The organism is Kitasatospora hibisci, assembly GCF_043950205.1.
GTDB lineage: Bacteria > Actinomycetota > Actinomycetes > Streptomycetales > Streptomycetaceae > Kitasatospora > Kitasatospora hibisci.
In genome coordinates, this window is sequence record NZ_CP171642.1 from 4,799,385 (window position 1) to 4,820,974 (window position 21,590).

The following is a 21,590-nucleotide window of genomic DNA, read 5'->3' on the forward strand; positions in this document are numbered from 1 at the left end:
CGGTCCGTCCGAAGCGGTTCTCGGAAAGCCGCGGCACTAGCATCGGCCGCGTGATCGACAACACCAGCGACTTCCGCTCGGACCGGATCGGCAGCGCCCTTCGCGGCGAGAACCCGACCGTCATGCGCCGCCTCGACGCCGGGTTCGCCGTGATCGGGGACGTCCAGTTCCTGCCCGGGTACTCGATCCTGCTCGCCGACGAGCCCGGTGTCGAACGGCTCTCCGACTTGCCCCGCCCGCGCCGACTGGTCTACCTCGCGGACCTGGACCGGCTCGGCGAGGCCGTCGAACGCGCCTGCCGGGCCGCCGATCCGGCCTTCCGGCGGGTGAACCTGGAGATCCTCGGCAACAAGGATCCCTTCCTGCACGCCCACGTCTGGCCCCGCTTCGACTGGGAGCCGGAAAACCTCGTGCAGAAGCCCGTCTGGCTCTACCCGCCGGATCACTGGCGCAACGAGCGGTATGCCCTCGCCCCGCAGCACGACGCCATCCGCGCCGCCATCACCGCCGAGCTCGACGCGCTCGGCTAGGGCCTGCGGCGACGTACGCGGCCGCAGCGCGGCCACCGGGCTGAACAGGCACGTAACCCTTCCCCGCCCGGTGTCGTTTGTGTGCGGGGCACGCGCGCGGACGCGTGGCCGAGTGCGCACTGCCGACCGAGAGGGACGTCTGATGGCCGAGGCCTACTTCGCCTTCAAGTACCCGCCCACACCTGACGAGTTCATCTTCAAGCTGACGGACGATGCCAAGATCGAGGAGGCCCGGAGGATCCTCCGCGGCGAGGAGAAGAGCAGGACCCACGTTATGGGGAGGATCCGCAAGCAGGCGGCCTCGTACAACCCCGGCTGGAGCTACCACCTGGACCCGGACACCATCGACTTCTTCGAGATGGCCATCGAGGTGTGCGACGCCAGCATCCGGTACACCGAGGACCACCTGGACGAGGTCTGCGGCGCGTTCCTCCCTGGCTGCTTCTGGTGCCCGTGGGGTTCGCAGCTTCTCCGCGAGGTCAACGGCGCGACGGCGGCCACCACGACGACCACCGCCCCCGCCGCCCTGCAGAGCAAGAACCTGGCGAGCGGCTGGCCGGGACTGAAGGGCACCGACTTCGCCTCCGGCATCGACGCCGCCTGTGTCGTGCCGGACAGCGGAACCGACCTGTACCTCTTCAAGGGTGACAAGTACCTGCGCTACCGCGTCACCGACGAGAAGATCACGTCCGGCCCGAAGAGCCTCGCGGACGGCTGGCCAGGTCTGAAGGGCGCCGACTTCACCTTGGGTATCGACGCCGCCTGCAGCGTGCCCGACAGCTCCACCGACCTTTACCTCTTCAAGGGTGACAAGTACCTGCGCTACCACGTCGGCACCGAGAAGGTCACCTCCGGCCCGAAGGGCCTCGCGGACGGCTGGTCGGGTCTGAAGGGCACCGACTTCACCTCGGGTGTCAGTGCGGCCTGCAGCGTGCCCGGTGAGCCCACCAACCTGTACCTGTTCAAGGGGAGCAAGTACCTGAGCTACCGGGTCACCGACGAGAAGATCATCTCCGGCCCGAAGAGCCTCGCGGACGTCTGGGGGGTCGACGGGGTCTTCGCCGGCGGCGTCGACGACGCCTGCCGCGTCCCCGGCGGCGCCGGCGACCTGTACTTCTTCAAGGGCGACCAGTACGTGCGGGTGCGCTAGGTGCTGACCGCCCGATCCGGCGCCGGTCCGGCTCCTGCGAGAGCCGGACCGGCGCGGCGAACGAGGCCCGCCGGGCTGCTCTCAGCCGTAATATTCCGCATTCGGACCGGAGTTGACTGTTTCGCAGACCGACTACCGCGCTGCGTTATGACCGTGTTACGGTCCGCGACGTAAGCAGAAGAGAAGAAGACCCCAGCGGTGCGCCAACACCCCGGGGTCTGGCACCAGGAGCAACAGACTCCCCATACAGATTCATCGTAGCGCGCACGCGCGCGGATTCTCCGTCCTTCCGAACGTCCTGCTGCAGGACCGCCGGCTCAGCTTCACCGCCCGCGGCCTCTTGGCCGACCTGCTCTCCCGGCCCGACGGCTGGCGCGAGGACGGGCGTCAGATCGCCGGCTCCAGCCCGCACGGACGCGGGACCGTCCGACGGACCCTCAAGGAGCTGACCGAGGCGGGTTACTACCGCGTCGAACTGATCCGGATGCCCGACGGCACCCTGCGCTCGGAGGCCCACGTCTACGACACGCCACAGCCTCGCCGGCCGCCGGGTGACACCCCTCCGGACGTCGGTGGGCCGGAAGGTGGCGCCCCTGTCACCCCTCCCGTAAAGAACCCGGAACAAGAACCCACCCTCCCGGCCGAGTCGCCCGACGCGCAGACCAGTGCCGCGGTCGCCCTGCTGTTCCGGGTGATCCGCCCCGAGCCGCGCCTGCGGCTCGGGGCGCGCGAGGCGACGGCCCTCGCGCCGCTCGTCGCCGAGTGGCTGCAAAGAGGCGCCACCGAGGCGGACTTGGCCCGGGCCCTGCTGTCCGGTCTGCCCTCGGACGTGAGCTCCCCGGCCGGCCTGCTCCGCAGTCGCCTGAAGCGGAAGATGCCGCCCGAACGGGCGACCCCCGCGCCGCAGCCGGCCGGGTACGCCGAATGCGCCGAGTGCCACGATCCGGTGCCCCGCCCCGGCATCTGCCGGGTCTGCGCGGGCCTGGCGCCCCGGCCGCTCGCCGTCGGGCGCGGCTTCGCGGTGGCCGCCGCAGGGGCGGCGCGGGCCCGGTTCGCCCTGCGCGGTCCCCGACCGGCCGCGGGGGCACCGGGCTGAGGCGGCCCGGCACCCGTTCTCGTGAACTTCCCGCGCGTGCCCAGGCGTGCCCGGGCGTGTCCACGAACCCGCGCCTAGCCTCCCCGGCATGGACATCGTGATCCCGCTCTTCAGGCTCTTCGAGCCGCTCGACGCCATCGGGCCGTACGAGCTTCTGGCCAACGTGCCCGACGCCCGGGTGCGCTTCGTCGCGCCCGAACCGGGGCGGATCGCCGACGTGCTGGGCGCCATGCGGGTGGACGTGCCCACCCGGTACTCGGAGGTCGAGTCCTGCGACGTGCTGCTCGTTCCGGGCGGAGCGGGGGCACGGTTGATGCTGGACAACACGGAGTTCATCGACTGGGTGCGCCGGATCCACGAGACGACCCGCTTCACCACCTCGGTCTGTACCGGGGCGCTCATTCTCGGGGCGGCGGGGCTGCTCAAGGGTCTCACCGCGACCACCCACTGGCTGGCGATGGACGACCTGGAGACGTTCGGTGCCACCTACACCGCGGAACGCGTCGTCCGGCACGACAAGATCATGACCTCGGCCGGGGTCTCCGCCGGTATCGACCTGGCCCTGGGGCTGTGTGCGTTGCTGAGCGACGAACTCACCGCCAGGGCCATCCAGCTCTTCACCGAGTACGACCCCCAGCCGCCGTACGACAGCGGCTCCCTGGCCACCGCGACGCCCGAGGTCGTGGCCCGCGCCCGGGAGCTCGCCAGCGGCGGCTGAGCCCGCTCAGGCGGTCAGGCCGCGCCGGTAGCGGACGCCCGGCCGGTGGTCGATCACGAGCTCCCCGACAGCGGTGAAGCCGGTGCGGCGGAGCACGGCCATGGAGGCCGGGTTGTCGAGGGTGGTCACGGCGGTGAGCGCGGTGAGCCCGTACTCGGCGGCCGCCAGCCGGCAGACCTCCAGAACGGCGGCCGTGGCCACGCCCCGGCCCGCGGCCCGTTCGCCGATCCGGTAGCCGAGTTCGGCCGAGCCGTCCTCGACGTCCACCAGGTTCACCCGGCCGAGCAGTGCCCCGTCCTCGTCCGTGACGAGGTGGAAGCGGCACGTTCCGGCGTCCTGCTCGGCCAGCAGGGCGCGGTGCCGGTCGGCGAAGTACGTGAAGTACCCGTCTCCCCGGTCGGGCACCGACCGGGCGAAGTACGCCCGGTTCGCGCGTTCGAACTCCAGCAGGGCGTCCGCGTGGCCGGCCCGCAACCGCTCCAGCCTGATCGCGATCATCCCGCCAGCATAGGAGCGCCACTGTCGTCCGGCTGCCTGTGGCCCCCGTCCGCGGGGCGACCGGGTGATCCGGAGGCGAGCTGATGTACATCCCGTACATTGGTTGCATGAGCGAGCCTGTGATTGCCTCCATGGCCGAGGTCCGGAGCCACCTTGCGGACGTCATCGACCGCGCCCGTAGGGGCGAGACGCCGACGATCATCACCAGGCGGGGTAAGCAAGAAGCTGTGGTGATCGACATCGACGAGTACCGACGTCTGAGCCGGCTCGCCGACGACGCCGAGGATGCCTGGCTCAACCAGCTGGCGGACGAGGCGGAGGCCGAGGGGACGGAAGGGTCGGTCTCGCTGGAAGAGATGGCCGCCATGCTGCGGGCGCAGCACGGCTGAGCCATGGGGTACGTCACGCGATTCACTCCGCACGGCCAGCGGGACCTCCTGAAGATCCCGCGCGCCGATGCACTTCGGATCATGTATCGCCTCACCGAGCTCCAGCGGGCGCTGGACGCGGGTGATGTCGAAGCGTTCGACGTCAAGCCGCTCCAGGGGCACGACGCCCGGTGGCGGCTGCGGGTCGGCGACTACCGGATCGTCTACACGATCGAGGACGGCCGGCTCATCGTGTGGGTCCTCGCTGCTGGGCATCGCCGCGAGGTCTACCGGCGCTACTGACCCGGGCGGCAGGGCCCGGGCCGGTCGTGTGGCGGCCGACCCGGGGCGGGCTGTGCCGCTACTCGGCGGCCTCTTCCTTGATGTACGCCTCGTACTGGGCGGCGGTGAGCAGGCCGTTCAGCTCGGCGGGCTTGGTGAACGTGATCTCGATCATCCAGCCGTCGCCGTACGGGTCGTCGTTGACCTGCTCGGGCTCGTCGTTCAGGCCCTCGTTCACGGCGGCGACGGTGCCCGTGAGCGGCATGTAGGCCTCGCTGACCGACTTGACCGACTCGATGCTGCCGAATGGCTCGGTGATCTCGAAGCCGTCCCCCTTCTTGGGGAGTTCCACGAAGACGATGTCGCCGAGCTGGCGCTGTGCGTAGTCGGTGATGCCCAGGCGGGCCGTGTCCTTCCCCGAGGTCGCCACCCACTCGTGGTCCTTGGTGTACTTGCGGTCGTTCGGGATGTTCGCCATTGGGGCCTCCGGGGATCGCCGGGCGGATCGGCTGACGGCCTGTCAGCTGCGAGAAAGAGCCTGCCGCAGATTTCCGTCGCCGGGCAGGATGTTCACCCGGACGTGTGAGTCCCCTGCTCACCGAGATCGTCCCCCCACCGAGGATCCCCCGGGATCCGGAGCCAGGAGAGTCGTGTGAGCACCGCCAGGATCGCCGTCGTGACCAGCCTCGCCCACGCGGAGCACGATCCCGACCTCGCGCCGGTCGTTGCGGCGCTGCGTGCCGAGGGGCTGGCGGCCGAACCGGTGGCCTGGGACGCCGACCGCCCGGGGTGGGAGGCGTTCGACCTGGCGGTCATCCGTTCGACCTGGGACTACTCGGAGCGGCTCGGCGAGTTCCTGGCCTGGGCCGACACGACGGCCCGCGCCACCCGGCTGTTCAACCCGGCGCCGGTGGTGCGCTGGAACAGCGACAAGCGCTACCTGCTGGAGCTGGCCGAGCGCGGCGTCCCCGTCGTGCCGACGAGGATCCTCGAACCGGGCGCGCCGGCCGCCGAGGCCGACTTCGACCGGCCCGCGGGCGTGGTGGTCAAGCCCGCGGTCTCCGCGGGGGCCCGCGACACCGCGTGGTACGAGCCCGGCCGCTCCTCGGACGCCCTGCGCCACGCCCGGATGCTGCTGGACGAGGGCCGCACGGTGATGGTGCAGCCCTACCTCCCACTGGTGGCTGAGGGCGAGCGCGCCCTGGTCTTCGTCGCCGGCGCGTTCAGCCACGCGATCCGCAAGGGGCCGGTGCTGACCGAGCCGGGCGTCATCGACAACGACCGGGTCGCCCACCCGGGCATCACCGTGTACGAGCCGACCGGGGCGGAGCTGCGCACCGCCCGGGCCGCCCTGGCGGCGGCCCCGCTGCGGACGGCCTGCTCTTCGCCCGGGTCGACCTGGCCCTGGACGAGGCCCGGGAGCCGGTGGTGATGGAACTGGAGCTGATCGAGCCGAACCTCTTCCTCGGCCATACCCCGCAGGGCCTCCAGCGGCTCGCCGCCGCCGTCGCCGCCCGTACGGCCACCGCCCGCTGACCGCCGTCCGACGGGAGAATGGGCCCACCCGACCTCTGGAGGAGACACGTGATCGGCAAGCTGCAGTGCATCGTGCTCGACTGCCCGGACCCGGCCGCACTGGCCCGTTTCTACGCGGCGCTGCTGGGCGGTGAGGTGGACCGGCCGGACCGGCGCTGGTCGCTGCACGCGGACTGGTCGACCCTGCACACGGAGGACGGGACGGTGATCTGCTTCCAGCGGGTGGCCGACCACCGGCCGCCGCGGTGGCCGGACCCGGCCCACCCGCAGCAGGTGCACCTGGACATCGACGTGGCCGATCTCGACGCGGCCGAGCGCGAGGTGCTCGCGCTCGGCGCCACCCGGTTGAGCGATGCCGGAGGCTGGCGGGTCTATGCGGACACCGCCGGCCACCCGTTCTGCCTGATCCCCGGCTGAACGGCTGAACGGCCCGGCCGCCGGCCGGCGCACGGGAAGGGCCGAGCCCCGGCTCTCCGGTTGGGGGCCGGGGAGCCGGGGCTCGGCGTTGAGGGTGGATCGTCAGGCGGAGCGACGGCGGCGCGACGCGAACAGCGCGCCGATGCCCGCCAGGAGGAGCGCGCCCGCGCCCATCGCGGCCTTCTCCATGCCGTCGGAGCCGGTGTGGGCCAGCTCGCCGCCCGCCGCAACCGAGGTGGTGCCGGTGGTGGTGGTGCCGGTGGTGGTGGTCGAGAAGCCGGCGTTCCGGACGGTGGTGCCGGTGGCGGTGCCGGTGCCGGTGGCGGCCGGAGCGGCGGTGAGCTCGATCTCGACGTTCTGGGGGCCGCGGACGGCGGGCGCGAAGCCCGGGGTCTGCTGAACGGCCTGCGGGTGGACGTAGGACTTGCCGAGCGGGGCGTCGGCGGTGAAGGCGAGGCGGACGTGCCGGGTGTCGTTGCTGCCGGGGGCGATGGTCTTGTCCGAGGTGAGGTGGTAGACCACCCGGTCGGAGCCGCTCGCGGTGCCGGTGATGTTCTCCCAGCTGCCGTCGGCCTTGCGCACCTGGAGGGTGCTGCGGCTGTCGGCCTCCACGATCTTGTCGACGTCGGTGTAGCGCGAGGCGCTGGCGTTCGCGAAGGTGACGTCGAACTCGGCCGGGGCGCCACCGGCGACCATGCTGGTCGGCGCGTCCTTGACCTGCACGGTGAGGGCCTTGGCGACGATCTCCTTGGCGCTCTCGGCGAGGACCGTCTTCGCGGCCGGGTCGAGCACGGCGGAGCTGAGCTTGATCGGCGTGTCCGAGCCGCCCCAGTCGTTGTTCAGCGGGGTGGCGATGCGCAGCTGGACGGTCTTGGTGGCGCCGGCGGCGACGGTCAGGTCGGTGATCTCGCCGGTGAAGTGGAATCCGTTGGTCTGGCTGAAGGCCAGCGTGACGGGCTTCCAGGTGCCGTCCGCGGCGCGGTAGTCGAGGGTGATGCGGTCCTGCGAACGGGCGAAGCCGTTGCTCGCGTCGAGCTTCAGGGCGAAGGTCGCCTCGGCGGTGCCGGGGTTGGTGATGGTCTCGGTGAACTCGACCGCCTGGCCGCCGTGGCCGATCGACGCCGGAGCGTTGACCGCCAGCTCCGGCTTGCCCACGACCGGGGCCGCGGTGAGGTTGATCTCGACGAACTGCGGGCCGCGGGCGGCGTCCATGTAACCCGGGATGTGCTGCACGGCCAGCGGGTGGATGTAGGTCTTGCCGAGCGGGGCGTCGGCGGTGAAGGCGAGCCGGACGTGCCGGGTGTCGCTGCCGTTGGGAGCGAGGGTCTGGTCCCCGGTGAGGTGGTAGGTGACCCGCTCGGAGCCGGGCTGGCTGCTGGGCTCGCCGGTGATGTTCTCCCAGCTGCCGTCGGCCTTGCGCACCTGGAGCGTGCTGCGCCCGTCGGCCTCCACGACCTTGTCGACGTCGGTGTAGCGCGAGGCGCTGGCGTTCGTGAAGGTGACGTCGAACTCGGCCGGGGCGCCGCCGGCGACCATGCCGGTCGGCGCGTCCTTGGTCTGAACGGTGAGGGCCTTGGCCTTGAACTCCTTGGTGCTCTCGGCGAGGACCGTCTTCGCGGCCGGGTCGAGCACGGCGGAGCTGAGCTTGACGGCGGTGTCCCAGTTGCCCCAGTCGTTGTTGGTCGGGGTGGCGATGCGCAGCTGGACGGTCTTGGTGGCGCCGGCGGCGACGGTCAGGTCGGTGATCTCGCCGGTGAAGTGGCAACCGTTGTTCAGGCTGAAGGCCAGGGCGACGGGCTTCCAGGTGCCGTCCGCGGCACGGTGCTCGATGGTGACGCGGTCCTGCGAGCGGGCGAAGTCGGCGTTCGCGTCGAGCTTCAGGGTGAAGGTCGTCTCGGCGGTGCCGGGGTTGGTGATGGTCTCGGTGAACTCGACGGCCTGGCCGCCGTGGCCGATCGACGCCGGCGGGTTGACCGTCAGCTCCGGCTTGGCGGCCTCGTTCGCGGCCTTGGCGGCCGGGGCGGCCTTGGCGGCCGGAGCGTCGGCGGCCGGGGCCGCCGGCGCCGTGGTGGCCGGGGCGGTGACGGCCGGCGGAACCTCGGCGGCGAACGCGGCGGGGGCCGAGACGACCGCTCCGGTGGCCAGCAGCACGCCGAGGGTGGCGGCGGTCAGGACGGTGGAGCGGGAACGACGGGTGCGCGTGGTGATGGACATTCTGAATACCCCCCAGGGTGTATCCGGCTGCCGGTGCAGGTCGGCAGCCGTGGTGCGGATGCGGTGGCCGGACTCGCGGAGTAAGCGCTGTCTCGGCGCCGCTTGCGGTCCCCTCGGCGGGGGCTTCCCCGCCGCTCACTTACACAGACGTGTGGGGGCCGCGGGGGTTGCAGGTGGGTTCCGAACTTTTTCGAGAATCTTTTGCGGCCGTCCTGACCTGCGGTTTTCCGCTCCCGGGGGCGGATCAGCCGAGTGAGAGGGCGTCACCGACGCTGAGCCGTCCGGGTGCGGCCACCTCGGCCAGGGCGTCGAGCCGGCAGTCGTGGGCGTGGACGACGGCCTTGAGGATCTCCGGCGCGTGCGGCAGCCCGGGCTGGGCGGCGGTGGTCATCGCGCAGCGCTCGCTGGCCCGGACGAAGGTGAGCCGGACCCCGGTCCCGCCGCGCCCCTCCCGGCCGAACCAGGTGTCCTCGACGAACGGCGGGGTGCCGGGCGGGGTGCGGAGCAGGACGTTGGGGCGGAACCGGCGCTCGTCCACCACGGCGGAGGGCGCGGCCTCGCGCACCCAGTCCAGGGTGGCGGTGGTGAGCACGCTGACCGGCAGCTGGTCGAAGTGGGAGACGGCGTCCTCGCGGGCGAGCGCGACGTCCGGGCGCTGGAGGTAGGCGCGCAGGAAGGCGGTGGGATCGGCGACCGGCCGGCCGAGCGGGTCGAGGAGCTCGGGGCGGTCGAGCCGGTGGCCGAGCCGGGAGGAGAGGCGGAGCAGGCCGTCCATCCGGCGGAAGCGCCGGGTGTTCTTCCCGGAGCCGAGTTTGCCGGCCCCGTCGCGCACGGCGTAGAGGCGGTCGCCGGCCAGTCCGCGGTCGTCGACCTCGATGGAGTCGATCCGCTCGCCGCCGGTGGACTTCACGGGGTAGCGCCACAGCTGCTCGATCACTCCGATGATCTCTGCCATGGGCTGACAGCGTAGCGGCGCCCGCCGGGGATGGTCTAGACCAAGCGTCCGGCGGGCCTTCGGCACGGGTGGGCACTCAGCCCAGCCGCGCCACCGCCCGGACCGGCGCGCCGTCGGCCGCCACCAGTCTCAGCGGGAACAGCGAGACCTCCACCGGTCGTCCGGCCTGCTGCGCGTCGAGCAGCTCCCGCAGGTCGGTCAGGTTCTCCGCGATCACCCCGCCGCCGGGCGCGCCCAGCAGCACCCGGTGCGCGGCCAGCGTGGGTTCCGCGGCGCCCGGCTGGTCGTGCTCGTCGGTCAGGTCCGCCAGCAGTGCGGCCACCGCCGGATCGCCGGGGCCGGGGTCGGGGGTGGGATCGACGCTGAGCGCGTCGACCCCGACCGTCCGCACCCCGGCCGCGACGATCGCCTCGGCGGCCTCGGTGGTCAGGCTGGGGTGGGCGAGGTAGGCGTCGGTGCCCCAGTGCCGGGCCCAGCCGGTGGCCAGCAGCAGTACGGTGCCGGCCCCGGCCCGCTCCAGCGCGGGGGCGAGCAGCTCCGGCGTCAGCTCGGTGCGCGGCTCCAGGCCGCGCAGGTCGGCCACGACCGCCGGACCGGTGAACCGCTCCAGCGGCAGGCCGTCCAGGGTGGGCCAGGTGACGTCCACGTGGTACGGCGCGTCCACGTGGGTGCCGGACTGCGAGCCGAGGTGCAGGGCCAGCACGTTCACCCCGGCCGTGGCGGTGGTCAGGGCCGGTTCCAGGACGACGGCCGGATCGCCCGGGTAGACCGGCATCGCGGTGGTCACCTGGTGGGTGAGGTCGACGAGGGTCGCTGCCATGCCGCCCATCCTCGCAGGGGTGACGCCGGACGGAGCCGCCGCGGGGCCCGCCGGATGGAAGCGGGGCCCGCCGTATAGAAAGGGGGCATGGGAACAGCGAAGCGTCAGCCGTGGGTGGTCGGGGTCTCGGGCGCGTCCGGAACGCCGTACGCCGCCTCCGTGATCCGGGCGCTGCTCGGCGCGGGGGAGGCGGTGGACCTCGTGGTCAGCCGGGCGGCCCGGCTCACCATCCTGGACGAGACCGGCATCTCCTTCCGCGACGCGCACTGGCGCACGGACCTGGCCGCCTGGCTGGGCACCGACCCCGGCGAGCTCGACGACGTGCGCTACTGGTCGGCCGGGGACTTCGCGGCCGGGCCGTCCAGCGGCTCCTACCCGGCCAAGGGCATGCTGGTCGTGCCGGCCACCACCGGCGCGGTGGCCGGGATCGCGCTCGGGCTGAGCAAGGACCTGCTGCAGCGGGTCGCCAGCGTCACCCTCAAGGAGCGCCGCCCGCTGGTGGTCTGCGTCCGCGAGACGCCGCTCAACGGGGTGACCCTGAAGCACCTGGTCGAGTTGGACGCGCAGGGCGCCGTCGTGCTCCCCGCCTCGCCCGGCTTCTACGCCGGCGGCTCCACCGTCCGCGAACTGGTCGATTTCGTGGCCGGCCGGGTGCTGGACGCCGTCGGGGTGCCGCACACGCTGTACCGGCGCTGGGAGGGTGAGTTGGGTGCGGCCGCCCGCGACGCCGCGCCACCGGAGTGAGGGGGCGTGAGCAAGCGGAAACCGGGAGAGTATGTTCTCTGCGATATCCGGGTTGTTCCGCGCACGGCGCCTTTGAATCCGGATAATGATCTGTGGGTCTGGTGAGGTTCGGAAGGACGCGGACGGTATATGGACACGGTGGACAGACAGCTCATCCAGGCGCTCCGGGAGAACGGCCGTGCGTCCTACGCCGAGCTGGGCCGACTGGTGGGCCTCTCCGGCCCGAGCGTCACGGACCGGATCAACCGGCTGGAGCAGGCCGGGGTCATCACCGGCTACCGGGCGACGGTCAACCCGGCCTCGCTCGGCTTCGGCGTCACGGCCCTGATCGGCCTTCAGCTCACCGACGCGGCCGACCACGAGGACGTCGCGTTCCGGCTGAAGGACCTCAGCGAGGTCGAGGACTGCTGGTTCATCGCCGGTGACGACTCCTACATGCTCAAGGTCCGGGTGGCCGACGTGGCCGGCCTGGAGTCGGTGGTGAAGCGGATCTCGGGCACGAAGGGCGTGGCCCGGACCCGCACCACCGTCGTACTCTCCACGAAGTGGGAGAACCGGGTCAGCGAACTCCCGCTCGTCGAAGGGGAGTGAACGCGATGGCACTGGTCGGACTGGAGGAGCTGCGGGCGGCTCGGCAGCGGATCGCCGGGGTCGCGGTACGGACCCCGCTGGTCCCCGCCCCCTGGGCGGGCTCCGGGGAGCGCCGGCTCTGGCTCAAGCCGGAGAACCTCCAGCCGACCGGCGCCTTCAAGACCCGTGGCGCCTACAACCGGCTCGCCGCGCTCACCGAGCAGGAGCGGGCCCGCGGCGTGGTCGCCCAGTCCAGCGGCAACCACGCGCAGGCGGTGGCGTACGCGGCCGGGCTGCTCGGCATCAAGGCCGTCATCGTCATGCCGGACACCTCGCCGGGGGTGAAGATCGACGCGACCCGCGCGTTCGGCGCCGAGGTGGTCGTCGTCGCGCCGGAGGAGCGGGACACGCTGCCGGTCGAGCTGGCCGAGCGGCACGGCTACGTCTGGGTGCCGCCCTACGACGACCCGTACATCATCGCGGGCCAGGGCACGGTGGGCCTGGAAATCGCCGAGGACGCCCCGGCCGAGCTGGACACCGTGCTGGTGCCGGTCAGCGGCGGCGGCCTGATCTCCGGGACGGCGGCCGCGCTCAAGCTCACCCGCCCGGGCGTCCGGGTGGTCGGCGTCGAGCCCGAGCTGGCCGCCGACGCGCAGGCCAGCCTGCGGGCCGGCGAGCGGCTCAGCTGGCCGGTCGCCGACACCTACCGGACCATCGCGGACGGCCTGCGCACGCCGTCCGTCGGAGAGCTGCCGTTCCAGCACCTCACCGCCTACGTGGACGACATCGTGACCGTCTCCGAGGCCGAGATCCGGGCCACGGTGGCACTGCTCGCCCGGCGCGGCCGGCTGGTCGCGGAGCCCTCCGGCGCGGTGGCGCCGGCCGCGTACTTCCACCGTTCGGACGAGGTCGGCGGGCAGGTCGTGGCGGCGGTGGTCTCCGGCGGCAACATCGACCCGGCGTTGCTCTCGGAGCTGCTCGCAGTCTGAGCAGGGCATAGGCGTACGCTCGTTCCGGCATTGATTCGAAGTCGGAGGAGGCGGGGCACCGCATGGACGCAGGGCTCAAGCGCGAGCTGGAGGCGAAGGTCTACGCGGGTGAGCGGCTGACCCGTGAGGACGGGATCGCGCTCTACGAGAGCGACGACCTGGCGTGGCTGGGCGGCCTCGCCCATCACGTGCGGACGCAGAAGAACGGCGACGTCGTCCACTTCAACGTCAACCGCCACCTCAACATGACCAACGTGTGCAGCGCGTCCTGCGCGTACTGCTCGTTCCAGCGCAAGCCGGGCGAGAAGGATGCGTACACGATGCGCATCGAGGAGGCCGTCCGCCTGGCCAAGGCCATGGAGGTGGACTCGCTCACCGAGCTGCACATCGTCAACGGGCTGCACCCGACCCTGCCGTGGCGCTACTACCCCCGCTCGCTGCGGGAGCTGAAGGCTGCGCTGCCGAACGTCTCGCTGAAGGCCTTCACCGCCACCGAGATCCACTGGTTCGAGCGGATCAGCGGCCTGTCGGCCGACGAGATCCTGGACGAGCTGATCGACGCCGGCCTGGAGTCGCTGACCGGCGGCGGCGCCGAGATCTTCGACTGGGAGGTCCGCCAGCACATCGTCGACCACGACACCCACTGGGAGGACTGGTCGCGGATCCACCGGCTCGCCCACGGCAAGGGCCTCAAGACGCCGTCGACGATGCTCTACGGCCACATCGAGGAGCCGCGCCACCGGGTCGACCACGTGCTGCGGCTGCGCGAGCTGCAGGACGAGACCGGCGGCTTCCAGGTCTTCATCCCGCTGCGCTACCAGCACGACTTCCACGACTCCAAGGACGGCGTCGTGCGCAACAAGCTGATGGCCCGCACGGAGATGGCCACCGGCGCCGAGGCGCTGAAGACCTTCGCGGTCTCCCGGCTGCTCTTCGACAACGTGCCGCACGTCAAGGTCTTCTGGGTGATGCACGGCATCACCACCGCGCAGCTGGCGCTCAGCCACGGCGCGGACGACATGGACGGCTCGGTGGTCGAGTACAAGATCACCCACGACGCGGACAACTTCGGGACCCCGAACAAGCTCGGCCGCGACGACCTGCTCGGCCTGATCCGGGACGCCGGCTTCCGCCCGGTCGAGCGGAACACCCGCTACGAGGTCATCCGGGAGTACGACGGCCCGGATCTGACGCGTCGGGAGACCCCGCAGGCCATGCGCCTCTGACCCGCTCCCACCAGCGCATTCCACCGCCCCCCGGGCCCGCGCCGAGGCCCGGGGGACGGTTCGTCTCCACGGGGTCGGCACAGCCTTCACCGCCCCCGCACAGACCCCGGGTTTCCCTACGGGCCGTTGGTTTGGCAGGATCGGCCACATGTCCGGTTCCCATCGCGCCACCACGTACCCGCCGTACGAGCCGATGCACGAGCCGGGATACGAGGTGCCGCAGCCGTCCCACGGGGTGTACGAGCAGGCGTCGTACCCGGCGGCGTACGACACCTCGGAGCAGTACGGGACCGGCGGGAACCAGTCGTACGGCGCGTACCAGGCGTACGGGGGCCACGAGGTCCACCAGGGCTACGGTGGCTACGGGAGCCATGACGGCTCCGACACCGGCTTCGACGCCTACGACCAGCCGTTCCGGCCGTACCCCGGCCACGAGGCGGACCCCGCCCACGGGCAGGGCCCCTCCTACGACCGGGACTCCGTCTTCGTGCCCGCCCCCGCCCCGGCGCCCGAGCCGTCCGCGGCCCCCGCCGCGTCCGACGCCCCGGCCCCGGTCGGCTCCCGGACGGCAGCCCGAGGCCACCGGCGCAAGCCCAAGAAGAAGCGTCACGGCAAAGCCATCACCGCCGGCACCGCGCTGCTGCTCGCGGCGGCCGCCGGCTGGTACACCGTCGGCCAGGACGGCGCCAAGCCCGGCCTCACGGCCGCCGACGGCCCCGGGCCCGAGGGCGTCTCCACCCCGGACCAGCCCGCCCCGCAGGCCGCGGGGCCCGCCGCCCAGGCCGCCGCCGACCGGCAGGCCGAGGCCCCCGCCGCTGCCCGCAGCGAGGCCCGGCCGGACGCCTCGGTGGCCGCGATACCCGGGCTCGGCGCCGCCTTCACCGCCCGGATACCCGCCGAGACCACGCAGGTGGTGCTGGCCTCCGGTCAGGACAAGAACGCCAACAAGAACAGCGTCACCCTCTGGACCCGCACCCCCGAGGGCCGCTGGCTGGCCGGCGAGACCTGGCAGGGCCACAACGGCAACAACGGCTGGACGACCGAGCACAAGGAGGGCGACCTGCGCAGCCCGATCGGTGTCTTCAGCCTCACCGACGCGGGCGGCCGCAAGGCCGACCCGGGGGGCAAGCTCCCGTACGACAAGGACCCGGCCTTCGTGGTCTCCGGGACGGGCTTCTTCGGCGACCAGCTGGAGGGCTCCTTCGACTACGTGGTCGCGATCAACTACAACCGCGTTCCCGGGAACTCGCCGCTGGACCCGCGCCGCCCGATGGGTTCGAAGAAGGGCGGCGGCATCTGGATCCACGTCGACCACGACGGCCCCACCCACGGTTGCGTCTCGATACCCGAGGACAAGATGGCCGAGCTGATCCGGACCCTCGACCCGGCCGCCCACCCGGTGATCGTGATGGGTGACGCGGCCTCGCTGGCCGCCTGAGCGGCCCTGCGGACGCCAGCCGGACGCGCGCGCGTTCCCACGGCGGCCGGCCCACGACCCGGGCGCCGCAACGGCTCTTGTGGGCCTCCTACAGCTTCCCGGGCCGGATCCTGTAGCCGGTCGCGCCCCGCTGACCAGCGGGTAACCCGGTTGAGTGGCTTTATGAGCGGTTCGCGCATTGTGGCACTCGGGCACTACCAGCCCCCCAAGGTCCTCACCAACGACGATCTGGCGGTGCTGGTCGACACCGACGACGAGTGGATCCGCAGCCGGGTCGGGATCCGGACCCGGCACATCGCCGAGGGCGAGACGCTCGTCGACCTCGCGACCGAGGCGGCCCAGAAGGCGCTGGCGAACAGCGGCCGCACCGCCGCCGACATCGACCTCGTCGTGGTCGCCACCTGCACCGCGATCGAGCGCAGCCCCAACACCGCCGCCGCCGTGGCCGCCCGCCTGGGCGTGCGGGCGCCCGCCGCCTACGACATCAACACGGTCTGCTCGGGCTTCTCGTACGCGCTGGCCACCGCCGACCACGCGATCCGGGCCGGCGCGGCCCGCGTCGCGCTGGTGATCGGCGCCGAGCGGATGTCGGACACCATCGACTGGACCGACCGGTCGACCTGCGTGATCTTCGGTGACGGCGCCGGGGCCGCGGTGGTGGAGGCCCAGGAGGAGGGCGCCGAGCCCGGCATCGGCCCGGTGGTCTGGGGCTCGGAGCCGGAGCGGGGCGACGCCGTGGTGATCACCGGCTGGGACCCGGTCATCAGCCAGCAGGGCCAGTCGGTCTTCCGCTGGGCGACCACCCAGATCGCCCCGCTGGCCCGGCAGGCCTGCGAGAAGGCCGGGATCGACCCGGCCGAGCTCAAGGGCTTCGTGCCGCACCAGGCCAATCTGCGGATCATCGACGCCATCGCGTCCCGGCTGGGCGTCACCGACGCGGTGGTGGCCCGGGACGTCGTCGACTCCGGCAACACCTCGGCCGCGTCGATCCCGCTGGCGTTCTCCAAGCTGGTCGAGCGCGGCGAGCTGTCGCCCGGTGACCCGGTGCTGCTGTTCGGCTTCGGCGGCGGCCTCGCGTACGCCGGCCAGGTCGTCCGCTGCCCCTGAGAGCCGTGGGAGCCCCTGCGGGGCTCTCCCGCGCACCCGCGGCCCCCTTGGGCCCCTTCGGGCGCGCTGGGCCCCTCCGGGCCCCTGGAGGGCGCCCGTGGCGCCCGGGAACGCGAACATGCCGGTGGGCGGGCACCCCGTGGAGGGTGCCCGCCCACCGGCATGTCGGGCGCGCTGCGGACCGCCGGCGGACCTCCCCCGAGGACACGGCCGCCGTCCGTCGTTCCCCGGACAGGAGGCCGGGGCTGCGCGCGGAGCGGATGGGTGAGTAGGCGGATCGGTCTACCTGGGCGGCTTCTTGCCGGTGACGCCCAGGTACACCAGGGGAGCGAGGTTGGGCTTGAGGTCCTTGACCTTGACGCCCCAGGAGGTGAAGGCCTTCTGGTGCTCGGCCGCCGAGGCGAGCAGCGACACCAGAGACCCGGCGACGGCGGCCGCGTCGAGTGACTTGTCGGCCTGTCCCTTCGCCTGGAGTTCCTTGACGGCATCCGTGAGTGGCTTGGCGACCGCGTTGAGGACCGTCATGCGGATCTTGAAGAACCGCTTGTCCCCTTCGGCGGCACCGAGCGTGACCACTCGGAGAATGGCGTCGTTCTTGCGCCAGAAGGCGAGGAATCCGTCGACCAGTTCTTCCGAAGTGGCCGTGCCGGACTTCCCTGCCCAGGACTTTCCGGCCACCAGCTCTTTGAGGGTGTCGGCGTCCTTGGCCATTTCCTCGGCGATTTCGAGGACAGCGCCCTCGACATCCGGGAAGTACTGGTAGAAGGTCGCGGGGGAGGTACCCGCCATACGGGCGACGTCGATGACCTTGACGTCCCGATAGGGCGACGTGCTGAGCATCTCGCGGAGGCAGTCGAGCAGCTTCTGCCGCGTCTCCTGTCCGCGTCGCCCGGCGACGCGACCGTCGACGGTGCGAACTTGTCCTGTCATGCCGTCAGCTTACCGCGGCACGATCTTGGCGCGATTCGGTGATGTGACAATTACTCCGCTCGGGGGTTCGTCCGGGGGGTCGGAAGCAGTTCGGACGGATATTCACCGGGATCAGGCAGCCCGGTATGGAGCCCCCCCGTGTGCTTTTGACCCCACAGCGTGACGGACCCTTCGCTGAGGGGCGGTCCGGTGACAGTGTGTGACGATTTCGGGGGTCGATCCGGTCGTGGCGCGCGAGCGTGCCGGAGCCGCCGGGCGCAAGCCGCCGACGGAGCGGACGTCAGAATCCGGCCGTTCCGTCGCCACTGACCGGACGGTGACGGGCCTGGGACCGGCCTTCTGGATCAGGACCGCCCGGGCCGATCCACGAGACCGGCCCGGAGGGGGCTCTGGGCGGGGGAGGTTGGAGATGGGACCGGCGGCATTGGAGAATCGGGTCCGGCACCACGCGGCGGGTGCGGAAACGGGGAGGTGGCAGCGGAGTGGACCAGCTGACGGCGCACGATCCGAGGCGGATCGGGCCCTTCGAGGTGCTGGGGCGACTCGGCGCGGGTGGGATGGGGCTGGTCTACCTGGCGCGGTCGCCCGCCGGTCGGCGGGTGGCCATCAAGACCGTCCGGGGGGAGCTGGCGGAGGACGAGCTGTTCCGGGTCCGCTTCGCCCGGGAGATCGCGGCGGCCAAGACGGTCGGCGGCTTCTACACCGCGGCCGTGGTCGACGCGGACGCCGACGCGCGGGTGCCCTGGCTGGCCACCGCGTACGTCCCGGCGCCGTCCCTGGAGGATCTTGTCGGTGAGTGCGGGCCGCTGCCGGTGGACGCGGTGCGCTGGCTGGTCGCGGGCATCGCGGAGGCGCTGCAGTCCATCCACGCGGCCGGACTGGTCCACCGCGATCTCAAGCCCTCGAACGTGCTGGTGGTCGAGGACGGCCCACGGGTGATCGACTTCGGCATCGCGGCCGGCGTCTCCAGCACCCGGCTGACCATGACCAACGTCGCGGTCGGCACCCCGGCGTACATGTCGCCCGAGCAGGCCCGGGACAGCCGCGGCGTCACCGGCGCCAGCGACGTCTTCTCGCTCGGCTCGCTGCTGGTCTTCTGCGCCACCGGCCACCCGCCCTACCGCGGCGCCAACCCGGTCGAGACGGTGTTCCAGCTGCTGCGCGAGCAGCCCGACCTCTCCGGCCTGCCGGCCGAGCTGGTGGACCTCGTCCGCGCCTGCATGCGGCCGTCCCCCGAGCACCGGCCGACCCCGGCGCAGATCCAGGGCGAGCTGGCCCCGCACCTCTTCTCCCGGGACGACGCCTCCGGCGAGGCGGGCGACTGGCTGCCGGCCAACGCGCTGGAGCTGATCGAGCGCAAGCGCGGCCGCCGCCAGACCCCGCTCGCCCAGCCGACCCCGCCCGTGCCGGTGCAGCCCCAGCCGGCTCCGCCCCGCCCGGAGCCGCAGCTGTCGCAGCCGGCGCCGCCGCGCGTTCCGCTCCAGGAGGACCCGCGGACCAGGCACCCCGTCGGCCGGCACGCCCCGCCCGGGACCGGGCCGGTGCACGCCGCGCCGGCCCTGCCGGGGCCGGACACCGAGGCCGCCACCGAGAAGATCGCCGCGCCCCGCAGCCACCGGGCCCCCGCCGCCGGGGGGAGCGCGGCCGAGGTCAAGCTGTCGGGCGCCTCCGTACGGATAGGCCCGGGGCCGCGGGCCGAGCAGGCCGGGCCGGGCACCGCGCCCGCCGAGACCGACTGGGTCCGCCGGGTCACCCCGCCGCCGGTGCGGGCCGCCCGCTGGCGCCCGTGGCGGTTCCGGATGTCGAACGACGTCTGGGGCACCCCCGTCGTCGCCGACGGCACGCTGTTCGTCTCCAGCTTCGAGGTGCACGCCCTCGACATCGCCTCCGGCCAGCGCCGCTACAAGACCCGGGACGTCGCCTGGGCACTCGCGGTGGACGCCGGACGGGTGCACGCCGCCGACGGCCCGCACCTGTACACGGTGGACGTCGCGGAGGGCGCCGAGCACTGGCGCCACTCGCTGGACGGCTGGGTCTACTCGCTGGACGCGGCCGACGGCGTCCTCTGCTGCGGCGTCCGCGGCGGCGGGGTGCAGCTGCGCTCGGCGGCGAACGGCACCGAGCTCTGGCGCGCCGACGACGCCCAGCAGGACTACGAGAACCCGCAGTCCGGCCCGGCGCTGGTGGGCGGCTCCGCGTACTACTACGGCGGGGGGCGGCTGCGCTGCGTGGACGCGCGCGGCGGCGGCCTGCGCTGGTCCTTCCCGGTGGGCGAGGACGTGCCGGCCCGCCCGGCCGAACGGGCCGGGGTGCTGTACGTGACGGCCGGCACCCGGGTGTACGCGCTGGACGCGGCGAGTGGCACCGAGCGCTGGCGCTTCGACGCCCCGGTGGTGCTGTTCACCCCGCCAGCCCTGGACGCGGACGCGGTGTACGTCGCCGACTACCTCGGCACCGTGTACGCGCTGGACGCGGCCACCGGCCGGGACCGCTGGCGCGGCGTCACCGGCAACCGCCAGGGTGCCGAGCCGGTGGTGGTCGGCGACGGCATGGTGCTGGTCGGCAGCGGCGAGGTGCTGTACGCCTTCGAGGCGGCCGGCGGCCGGGAGCGGTGGCGGTACACCGCACGGGGCGAGATCGTCGGCTCGCCGGCGGTGGCCGACGGCCTGGTGCACCTGGGCAGCCGGGACCACTCGCTGCACACCCTGGACCTGGCGAGCGGTCAGCTGCGCTGGGAGCTCGGCACCAAGGGCGAGCTGACCGGCTCGCCGGTGGCCGTCGGCGGGAAGGTCTTCGTCGGCAGCAAGGACCGCTGCGTCTACGCGCTCGACGCCTTCTACGGCACGGCGGTGCCCTCGCACTGACCGGAGCGGCTGACGGAGCGGCTGACGGAGCGGGGCGGGAGCCGTCGTACGGCTCCCGCCCCGCTCGGTGCGGCTTGCCGCCCCGGGGCTACTTCTTGCGGGCCTCGGGGTGGCGGCTGCACCAGCCCTCCCACGCCGAGGCCACCATCTCCTCGACGCCGTAGCGGGCGGTCCAGTCCAGCTCGCGGCGGATCAGGTCGGCGGAGGCGACCACCCGGGCCGGGTCGCCGGGGCGGCGCGGGGTGACCTCGCCGGTGGCGTCGTAGCCGGTGACCTTGCCGATCACGTCCAGCATCTCCTTGACGCTGACGCCCTCGCCGCGGCCGATGTTGAGGACCAGCGAGGTCTCGCCGGCCGGGTCGGACGCGAGCCGCTTCGCGGCCGCGACGTGGGCGGAGGCGATGTCGGAGACGTGGATGAAGTCGCGCACGCAGGTGCCGTCGGGCGTCGGGTAGTCGGCGCCGAAGATGCGCGGGGCCTGACCGGCGGTGAACCGCTCGAAGACCATCGGGATCAGGTTGAAGACCCCGGCGTCGGAGAGCTCCGGCGAGGCCGCACCGGCCACGTTGAAGTAGCGCAGCGCCACGGTGGAGATGCCGTAGGCCTGCCCCGCCGCGGCGACCAGCCACTCGCCGGCGAGCTTGGTCTCGCCGTACGGGCTCATCGGCGCGCACGGGGTGGACTCGGTGACCAGGTCGACGTCCGGCATGCCGTAGACGGCGGCGGAGGAGGAGAAGAGGAATCGCTTGACGCCGCCCTCGGCCGCGGCCTCCAGCACGGTCTGCAGGCCGGTGACGTTCTCGCGGTAGTAGAAGAAGGGCTTCTCGACCGACTCGCCGACCTGCTTCTTCGCCGCGAAGTGCAGGATGCCCTCCACCGCGTGCTCGCGGATGGCCGCGTCGAGGACGGCGCGGTCCAGGGTCGAGCCCTCGATCAGGGCGACCCCCTCCGGCAGACGGGTGCGGTCGCCGGTGCTGAAGTCGTCGAGGACGGCGACGCGCTCGCCGGCCTCGACGAGCTGCCCTACCACGTGCCCGCCGATGTATCCGGCGCCGCCGGTGATCAACCAAGTCATGGCCGCATCTTACGGGCCCGTACGGTCGGAAAGGCGGCCGGGCGAGTCGGTGCAGAGCATTCG

22 protein-coding genes are annotated in these 21,590 nt (G+C 72.6%); 15 read left to right on the plus strand and 7 right to left on the minus strand.

Annotation, left to right across the window (positions count from 1 at the left end; all coding sequences use genetic code 11):
* Window positions 1-50 precede the first annotated feature (50 nt).
* From ACF9IK_RS20935 to ACF9IK_RS20950, 4 genes are all read left to right on the plus strand, one after another.
* Entirely contained in the window at window positions 51-530 is a 480-nt protein-coding gene (locus ACF9IK_RS20935; protein ID WP_395295699.1) for a diadenosine tetraphosphate hydrolase, read from the plus strand.
* A 142-nt stretch (window positions 531-672) separates the two neighbouring features.
* Entirely contained in the window at window positions 673-1,680 is a 1,008-nt protein-coding gene (locus tag ACF9IK_RS20940) for a hemopexin repeat-containing protein (RefSeq protein ID WP_395295700.1), read from the plus strand.
* 340 nt (window positions 1,681-2,020) lie between these two features.
* Entirely contained in the window at window positions 2,021-2,776 is a 756-nt protein-coding gene (locus ACF9IK_RS20945; RefSeq protein ID WP_395295701.1) for a hypothetical protein, read from the plus strand.
* A gap of 88 nt (window positions 2,777-2,864) precedes the next feature.
* Window positions 2,865-3,494 carry a DJ-1/PfpI family protein gene (locus ACF9IK_RS20950; RefSeq protein WP_395295702.1) on the plus strand — a complete coding sequence of 210 codons (630 nt, stop codon included), beginning with the start codon at window positions 2,865-2,867 and terminating at the stop codon, window positions 3,492-3,494.
* Between the two features lie 6 nt (window positions 3,495-3,500).
* On the opposite strand, the gene ACF9IK_RS20955 is transcribed toward ACF9IK_RS20950, so the two are convergent.
* Window positions 3,501-3,992: a GNAT family N-acetyltransferase gene (locus tag ACF9IK_RS20955; protein ID WP_395295703.1), complete on the minus strand. Its 492-nt coding sequence runs from the start codon at window positions 3,990-3,992 to the stop codon at window positions 3,501-3,503.
* A 107-nt stretch (window positions 3,993-4,099) separates the two neighbouring features.
* Between ACF9IK_RS20955 and ACF9IK_RS20960 the strand changes: the two genes are divergently transcribed.
* Both ACF9IK_RS20960 and ACF9IK_RS20965 read left to right on the plus strand, forming a co-directional pair.
* Complete coding sequence (locus ACF9IK_RS20960) at window positions 4,100-4,381, plus strand: type II toxin-antitoxin system Phd/YefM family antitoxin (protein WP_313764289.1); 282 nt, start codon at window positions 4,100-4,102, stop codon at window positions 4,379-4,381.
* A gap of 3 nt (window positions 4,382-4,384) precedes the next feature.
* Window positions 4,385-4,663 carry a type II toxin-antitoxin system RelE family toxin gene (locus tag ACF9IK_RS20965; RefSeq protein ID WP_395295704.1) on the plus strand — a complete coding sequence of 93 codons (279 nt, stop codon included), beginning with the start codon at window positions 4,385-4,387 and terminating at the stop codon, window positions 4,661-4,663.
* Between the two features lie 58 nt (window positions 4,664-4,721).
* Here the strand turns inward: ACF9IK_RS20965 and gcvH are convergent, their stop codons facing one another.
* The gene (gene gcvH / locus ACF9IK_RS20970; protein ID WP_395295705.1) at window positions 4,722-5,120 is read right to left on the minus strand and encodes a glycine cleavage system protein GcvH; all 399 of its coding nucleotides are present in this window, start codon (window positions 5,118-5,120) and stop codon (window positions 4,722-4,724) included.
* A gap of 174 nt (window positions 5,121-5,294) precedes the next feature.
* Between gcvH and ACF9IK_RS20975 the strand changes: the two genes are divergently transcribed.
* Together ACF9IK_RS20975 and ACF9IK_RS20980 are read left to right on the plus strand one after the other, a co-directional pair.
* A complete protein-coding gene (locus ACF9IK_RS20975; protein WP_395295706.1) occupies window positions 5,295-6,074 on the plus strand; it encodes an ATP-grasp domain-containing protein in 780 nt (259 codons plus the stop codon).
* Window positions 6,075-6,226: 152 nt separating this feature from the next.
* Window positions 6,227-6,595: a VOC family protein gene (locus ACF9IK_RS20980; protein ID WP_395295707.1), complete on the plus strand. Its 369-nt coding sequence runs from the start codon at window positions 6,227-6,229 to the stop codon at window positions 6,593-6,595.
* A 102-nt stretch (window positions 6,596-6,697) separates the two neighbouring features.
* Here ACF9IK_RS20980 and ACF9IK_RS20985 read toward each other — a convergent pair whose 3' ends face one another.
* From ACF9IK_RS20985 to ACF9IK_RS20995, 3 genes are all read right to left on the minus strand, one after another.
* The gene (locus tag ACF9IK_RS20985; protein WP_395295708.1) at window positions 6,698-8,809 is read right to left on the minus strand and encodes an LPXTG cell wall anchor domain-containing protein; all 2,112 of its coding nucleotides are present in this window, start codon (window positions 8,807-8,809) and stop codon (window positions 6,698-6,700) included.
* Between the two features lie 244 nt (window positions 8,810-9,053).
* Window positions 9,054-9,764, minus strand: coding sequence for an MOSC domain-containing protein (locus ACF9IK_RS20990; protein WP_395295709.1), 711 nt, complete (start codon window positions 9,762-9,764; stop codon window positions 9,054-9,056).
* 76 nt (window positions 9,765-9,840) lie between these two features.
* Window positions 9,841-10,584, minus strand: coding sequence for a cyclase family protein (locus ACF9IK_RS20995; protein WP_395295710.1), 744 nt, complete (start codon window positions 10,582-10,584; stop codon window positions 9,841-9,843).
* A gap of 87 nt (window positions 10,585-10,671) precedes the next feature.
* Here ACF9IK_RS20995 and ACF9IK_RS21000 point away from each other — a divergent pair, with 87 nt between their 5' ends.
* From ACF9IK_RS21000 to ACF9IK_RS21025, 6 genes are all read left to right on the plus strand, one after another.
* Entirely contained in the window at window positions 10,672-11,328 is a 657-nt protein-coding gene (locus ACF9IK_RS21000) for a UbiX family flavin prenyltransferase (protein ID WP_395295711.1), read from the plus strand.
* A 129-nt stretch (window positions 11,329-11,457) separates the two neighbouring features.
* The gene (locus tag ACF9IK_RS21005) at window positions 11,458-11,919 is read left to right on the plus strand and encodes an Lrp/AsnC family transcriptional regulator (RefSeq protein WP_313764280.1); all 462 of its coding nucleotides are present in this window, start codon (window positions 11,458-11,460) and stop codon (window positions 11,917-11,919) included.
* 5 nt (window positions 11,920-11,924) lie between these two features.
* Complete coding sequence (locus ACF9IK_RS21010) at window positions 11,925-12,887, plus strand: threonine ammonia-lyase (RefSeq protein WP_395295712.1); 963 nt, start codon at window positions 11,925-11,927, stop codon at window positions 12,885-12,887.
* A gap of 62 nt (window positions 12,888-12,949) precedes the next feature.
* Window positions 12,950-14,113 carry an aminofutalosine synthase MqnE gene (gene mqnE, locus ACF9IK_RS21015; protein ID WP_395295713.1) on the plus strand — a complete coding sequence of 388 codons (1,164 nt, stop codon included), beginning with the start codon at window positions 12,950-12,952 and terminating at the stop codon, window positions 14,111-14,113.
* A 148-nt stretch (window positions 14,114-14,261) separates the two neighbouring features.
* A complete protein-coding gene (locus ACF9IK_RS21020; protein WP_395295714.1) occupies window positions 14,262-15,551 on the plus strand; it encodes a L,D-transpeptidase family protein in 1,290 nt (429 codons plus the stop codon).
* A gap of 162 nt (window positions 15,552-15,713) precedes the next feature.
* Entirely contained in the window at window positions 15,714-16,658 is a 945-nt protein-coding gene (locus ACF9IK_RS21025) for a beta-ketoacyl-ACP synthase III (RefSeq protein WP_395295715.1), read from the plus strand.
* A gap of 282 nt (window positions 16,659-16,940) precedes the next feature.
* Here ACF9IK_RS21025 and ACF9IK_RS21030 read toward each other — a convergent pair whose 3' ends face one another.
* On the minus strand, window positions 16,941-17,588 hold the full coding sequence (locus ACF9IK_RS21030; RefSeq protein ID WP_395295716.1) for a TetR family transcriptional regulator: 648 nt from the start codon (window positions 17,586-17,588) through the stop codon (window positions 16,941-16,943).
* 482 nt (window positions 17,589-18,070) lie between these two features.
* Here ACF9IK_RS21030 and ACF9IK_RS21035 point away from each other — a divergent pair, with 482 nt between their 5' ends.
* Complete coding sequence (locus ACF9IK_RS21035) at window positions 18,071-20,452, plus strand: PQQ-binding-like beta-propeller repeat protein (RefSeq protein WP_395295717.1); 2,382 nt, start codon at window positions 18,071-18,073, stop codon at window positions 20,450-20,452.
* Between the two features lie 88 nt (window positions 20,453-20,540).
* Here the strand turns inward: ACF9IK_RS21035 and galE are convergent, their stop codons facing one another.
* Window positions 20,541-21,527, minus strand: coding sequence for a UDP-glucose 4-epimerase GalE (gene galE / locus ACF9IK_RS21040; RefSeq protein WP_395295718.1), 987 nt, complete (start codon window positions 21,525-21,527; stop codon window positions 20,541-20,543).
* Window positions 21,528-21,590 lie beyond the last annotated feature (63 nt).

What these genes read in the sequence shown, in the direction of transcription:
- ACF9IK_RS20950 (WP_395295702.1), top strand. Translation starts at nt 2,865, where the DNA reads ATGGACATCGTGATCCCGCTCTTCAGGCTCTTCGAGCCGCTCGACGCC.
- ACF9IK_RS20955 (WP_395295703.1), bottom strand. Translation starts at nt 3,992, where the DNA reads ATGATCGCGATCAGGCTGGAGCGGTTGCGGGCCGGCCACGCGGACGCC.
- ACF9IK_RS21025 (WP_395295715.1), top strand. Translation starts at nt 15,714, where the DNA reads ATGAGCGGTTCGCGCATTGTGGCACTCGGGCACTACCAGCCCCCCAAG.
- ACF9IK_RS20960 (WP_313764289.1), top strand. Translation starts at nt 4,100, where the DNA reads ATGAGCGAGCCTGTGATTGCCTCCATGGCCGAGGTCCGGAGCCACCTT.
- ACF9IK_RS20990 (WP_395295709.1), bottom strand. Translation starts at nt 9,764, where the DNA reads ATGGCAGAGATCATCGGAGTGATCGAGCAGCTGTGGCGCTACCCCGTG.
- ACF9IK_RS20995 (WP_395295710.1), bottom strand. Translation starts at nt 10,584, where the DNA reads ATGGCAGCGACCCTCGTCGACCTCACCCACCAGGTGACCACCGCGATG.
- ACF9IK_RS21005 (WP_313764280.1), top strand. Translation starts at nt 11,458, where the DNA reads ATGGACACGGTGGACAGACAGCTCATCCAGGCGCTCCGGGAGAACGGC.
- ACF9IK_RS21000 (WP_395295711.1), top strand. Translation starts at nt 10,672, where the DNA reads ATGGGAACAGCGAAGCGTCAGCCGTGGGTGGTCGGGGTCTCGGGCGCG.
- ACF9IK_RS20940 (WP_395295700.1), top strand. Translation starts at nt 673, where the DNA reads ATGGCCGAGGCCTACTTCGCCTTCAAGTACCCGCCCACACCTGACGAG.
- ACF9IK_RS20985 (WP_395295708.1), bottom strand. Translation starts at nt 8,809, where the DNA reads ATGTCCATCACCACGCGCACCCGTCGTTCCCGCTCCACCGTCCTGACC.
- ACF9IK_RS21010 (WP_395295712.1), top strand. Translation starts at nt 11,925, where the DNA reads ATGGCACTGGTCGGACTGGAGGAGCTGCGGGCGGCTCGGCAGCGGATC.
- gcvH (WP_395295705.1), bottom strand. Translation starts at nt 5,120, where the DNA reads ATGGCGAACATCCCGAACGACCGCAAGTACACCAAGGACCACGAGTGG.
- galE (WP_395295718.1), bottom strand. Translation starts at nt 21,527, where the DNA reads ATGACTTGGTTGATCACCGGCGGCGCCGGATACATCGGCGGGCACGTG.
- ACF9IK_RS20965 (WP_395295704.1), top strand. Translation starts at nt 4,385, where the DNA reads ATGGGGTACGTCACGCGATTCACTCCGCACGGCCAGCGGGACCTCCTG.
- ACF9IK_RS21020 (WP_395295714.1), top strand. Translation starts at nt 14,262, where the DNA reads ATGTCCGGTTCCCATCGCGCCACCACGTACCCGCCGTACGAGCCGATG.
- ACF9IK_RS21030 (WP_395295716.1), bottom strand. Translation starts at nt 17,588, where the DNA reads ATGACAGGACAAGTTCGCACCGTCGACGGTCGCGTCGCCGGGCGACGC.
- mqnE (WP_395295713.1), top strand. Translation starts at nt 12,950, where the DNA reads ATGGACGCAGGGCTCAAGCGCGAGCTGGAGGCGAAGGTCTACGCGGGT.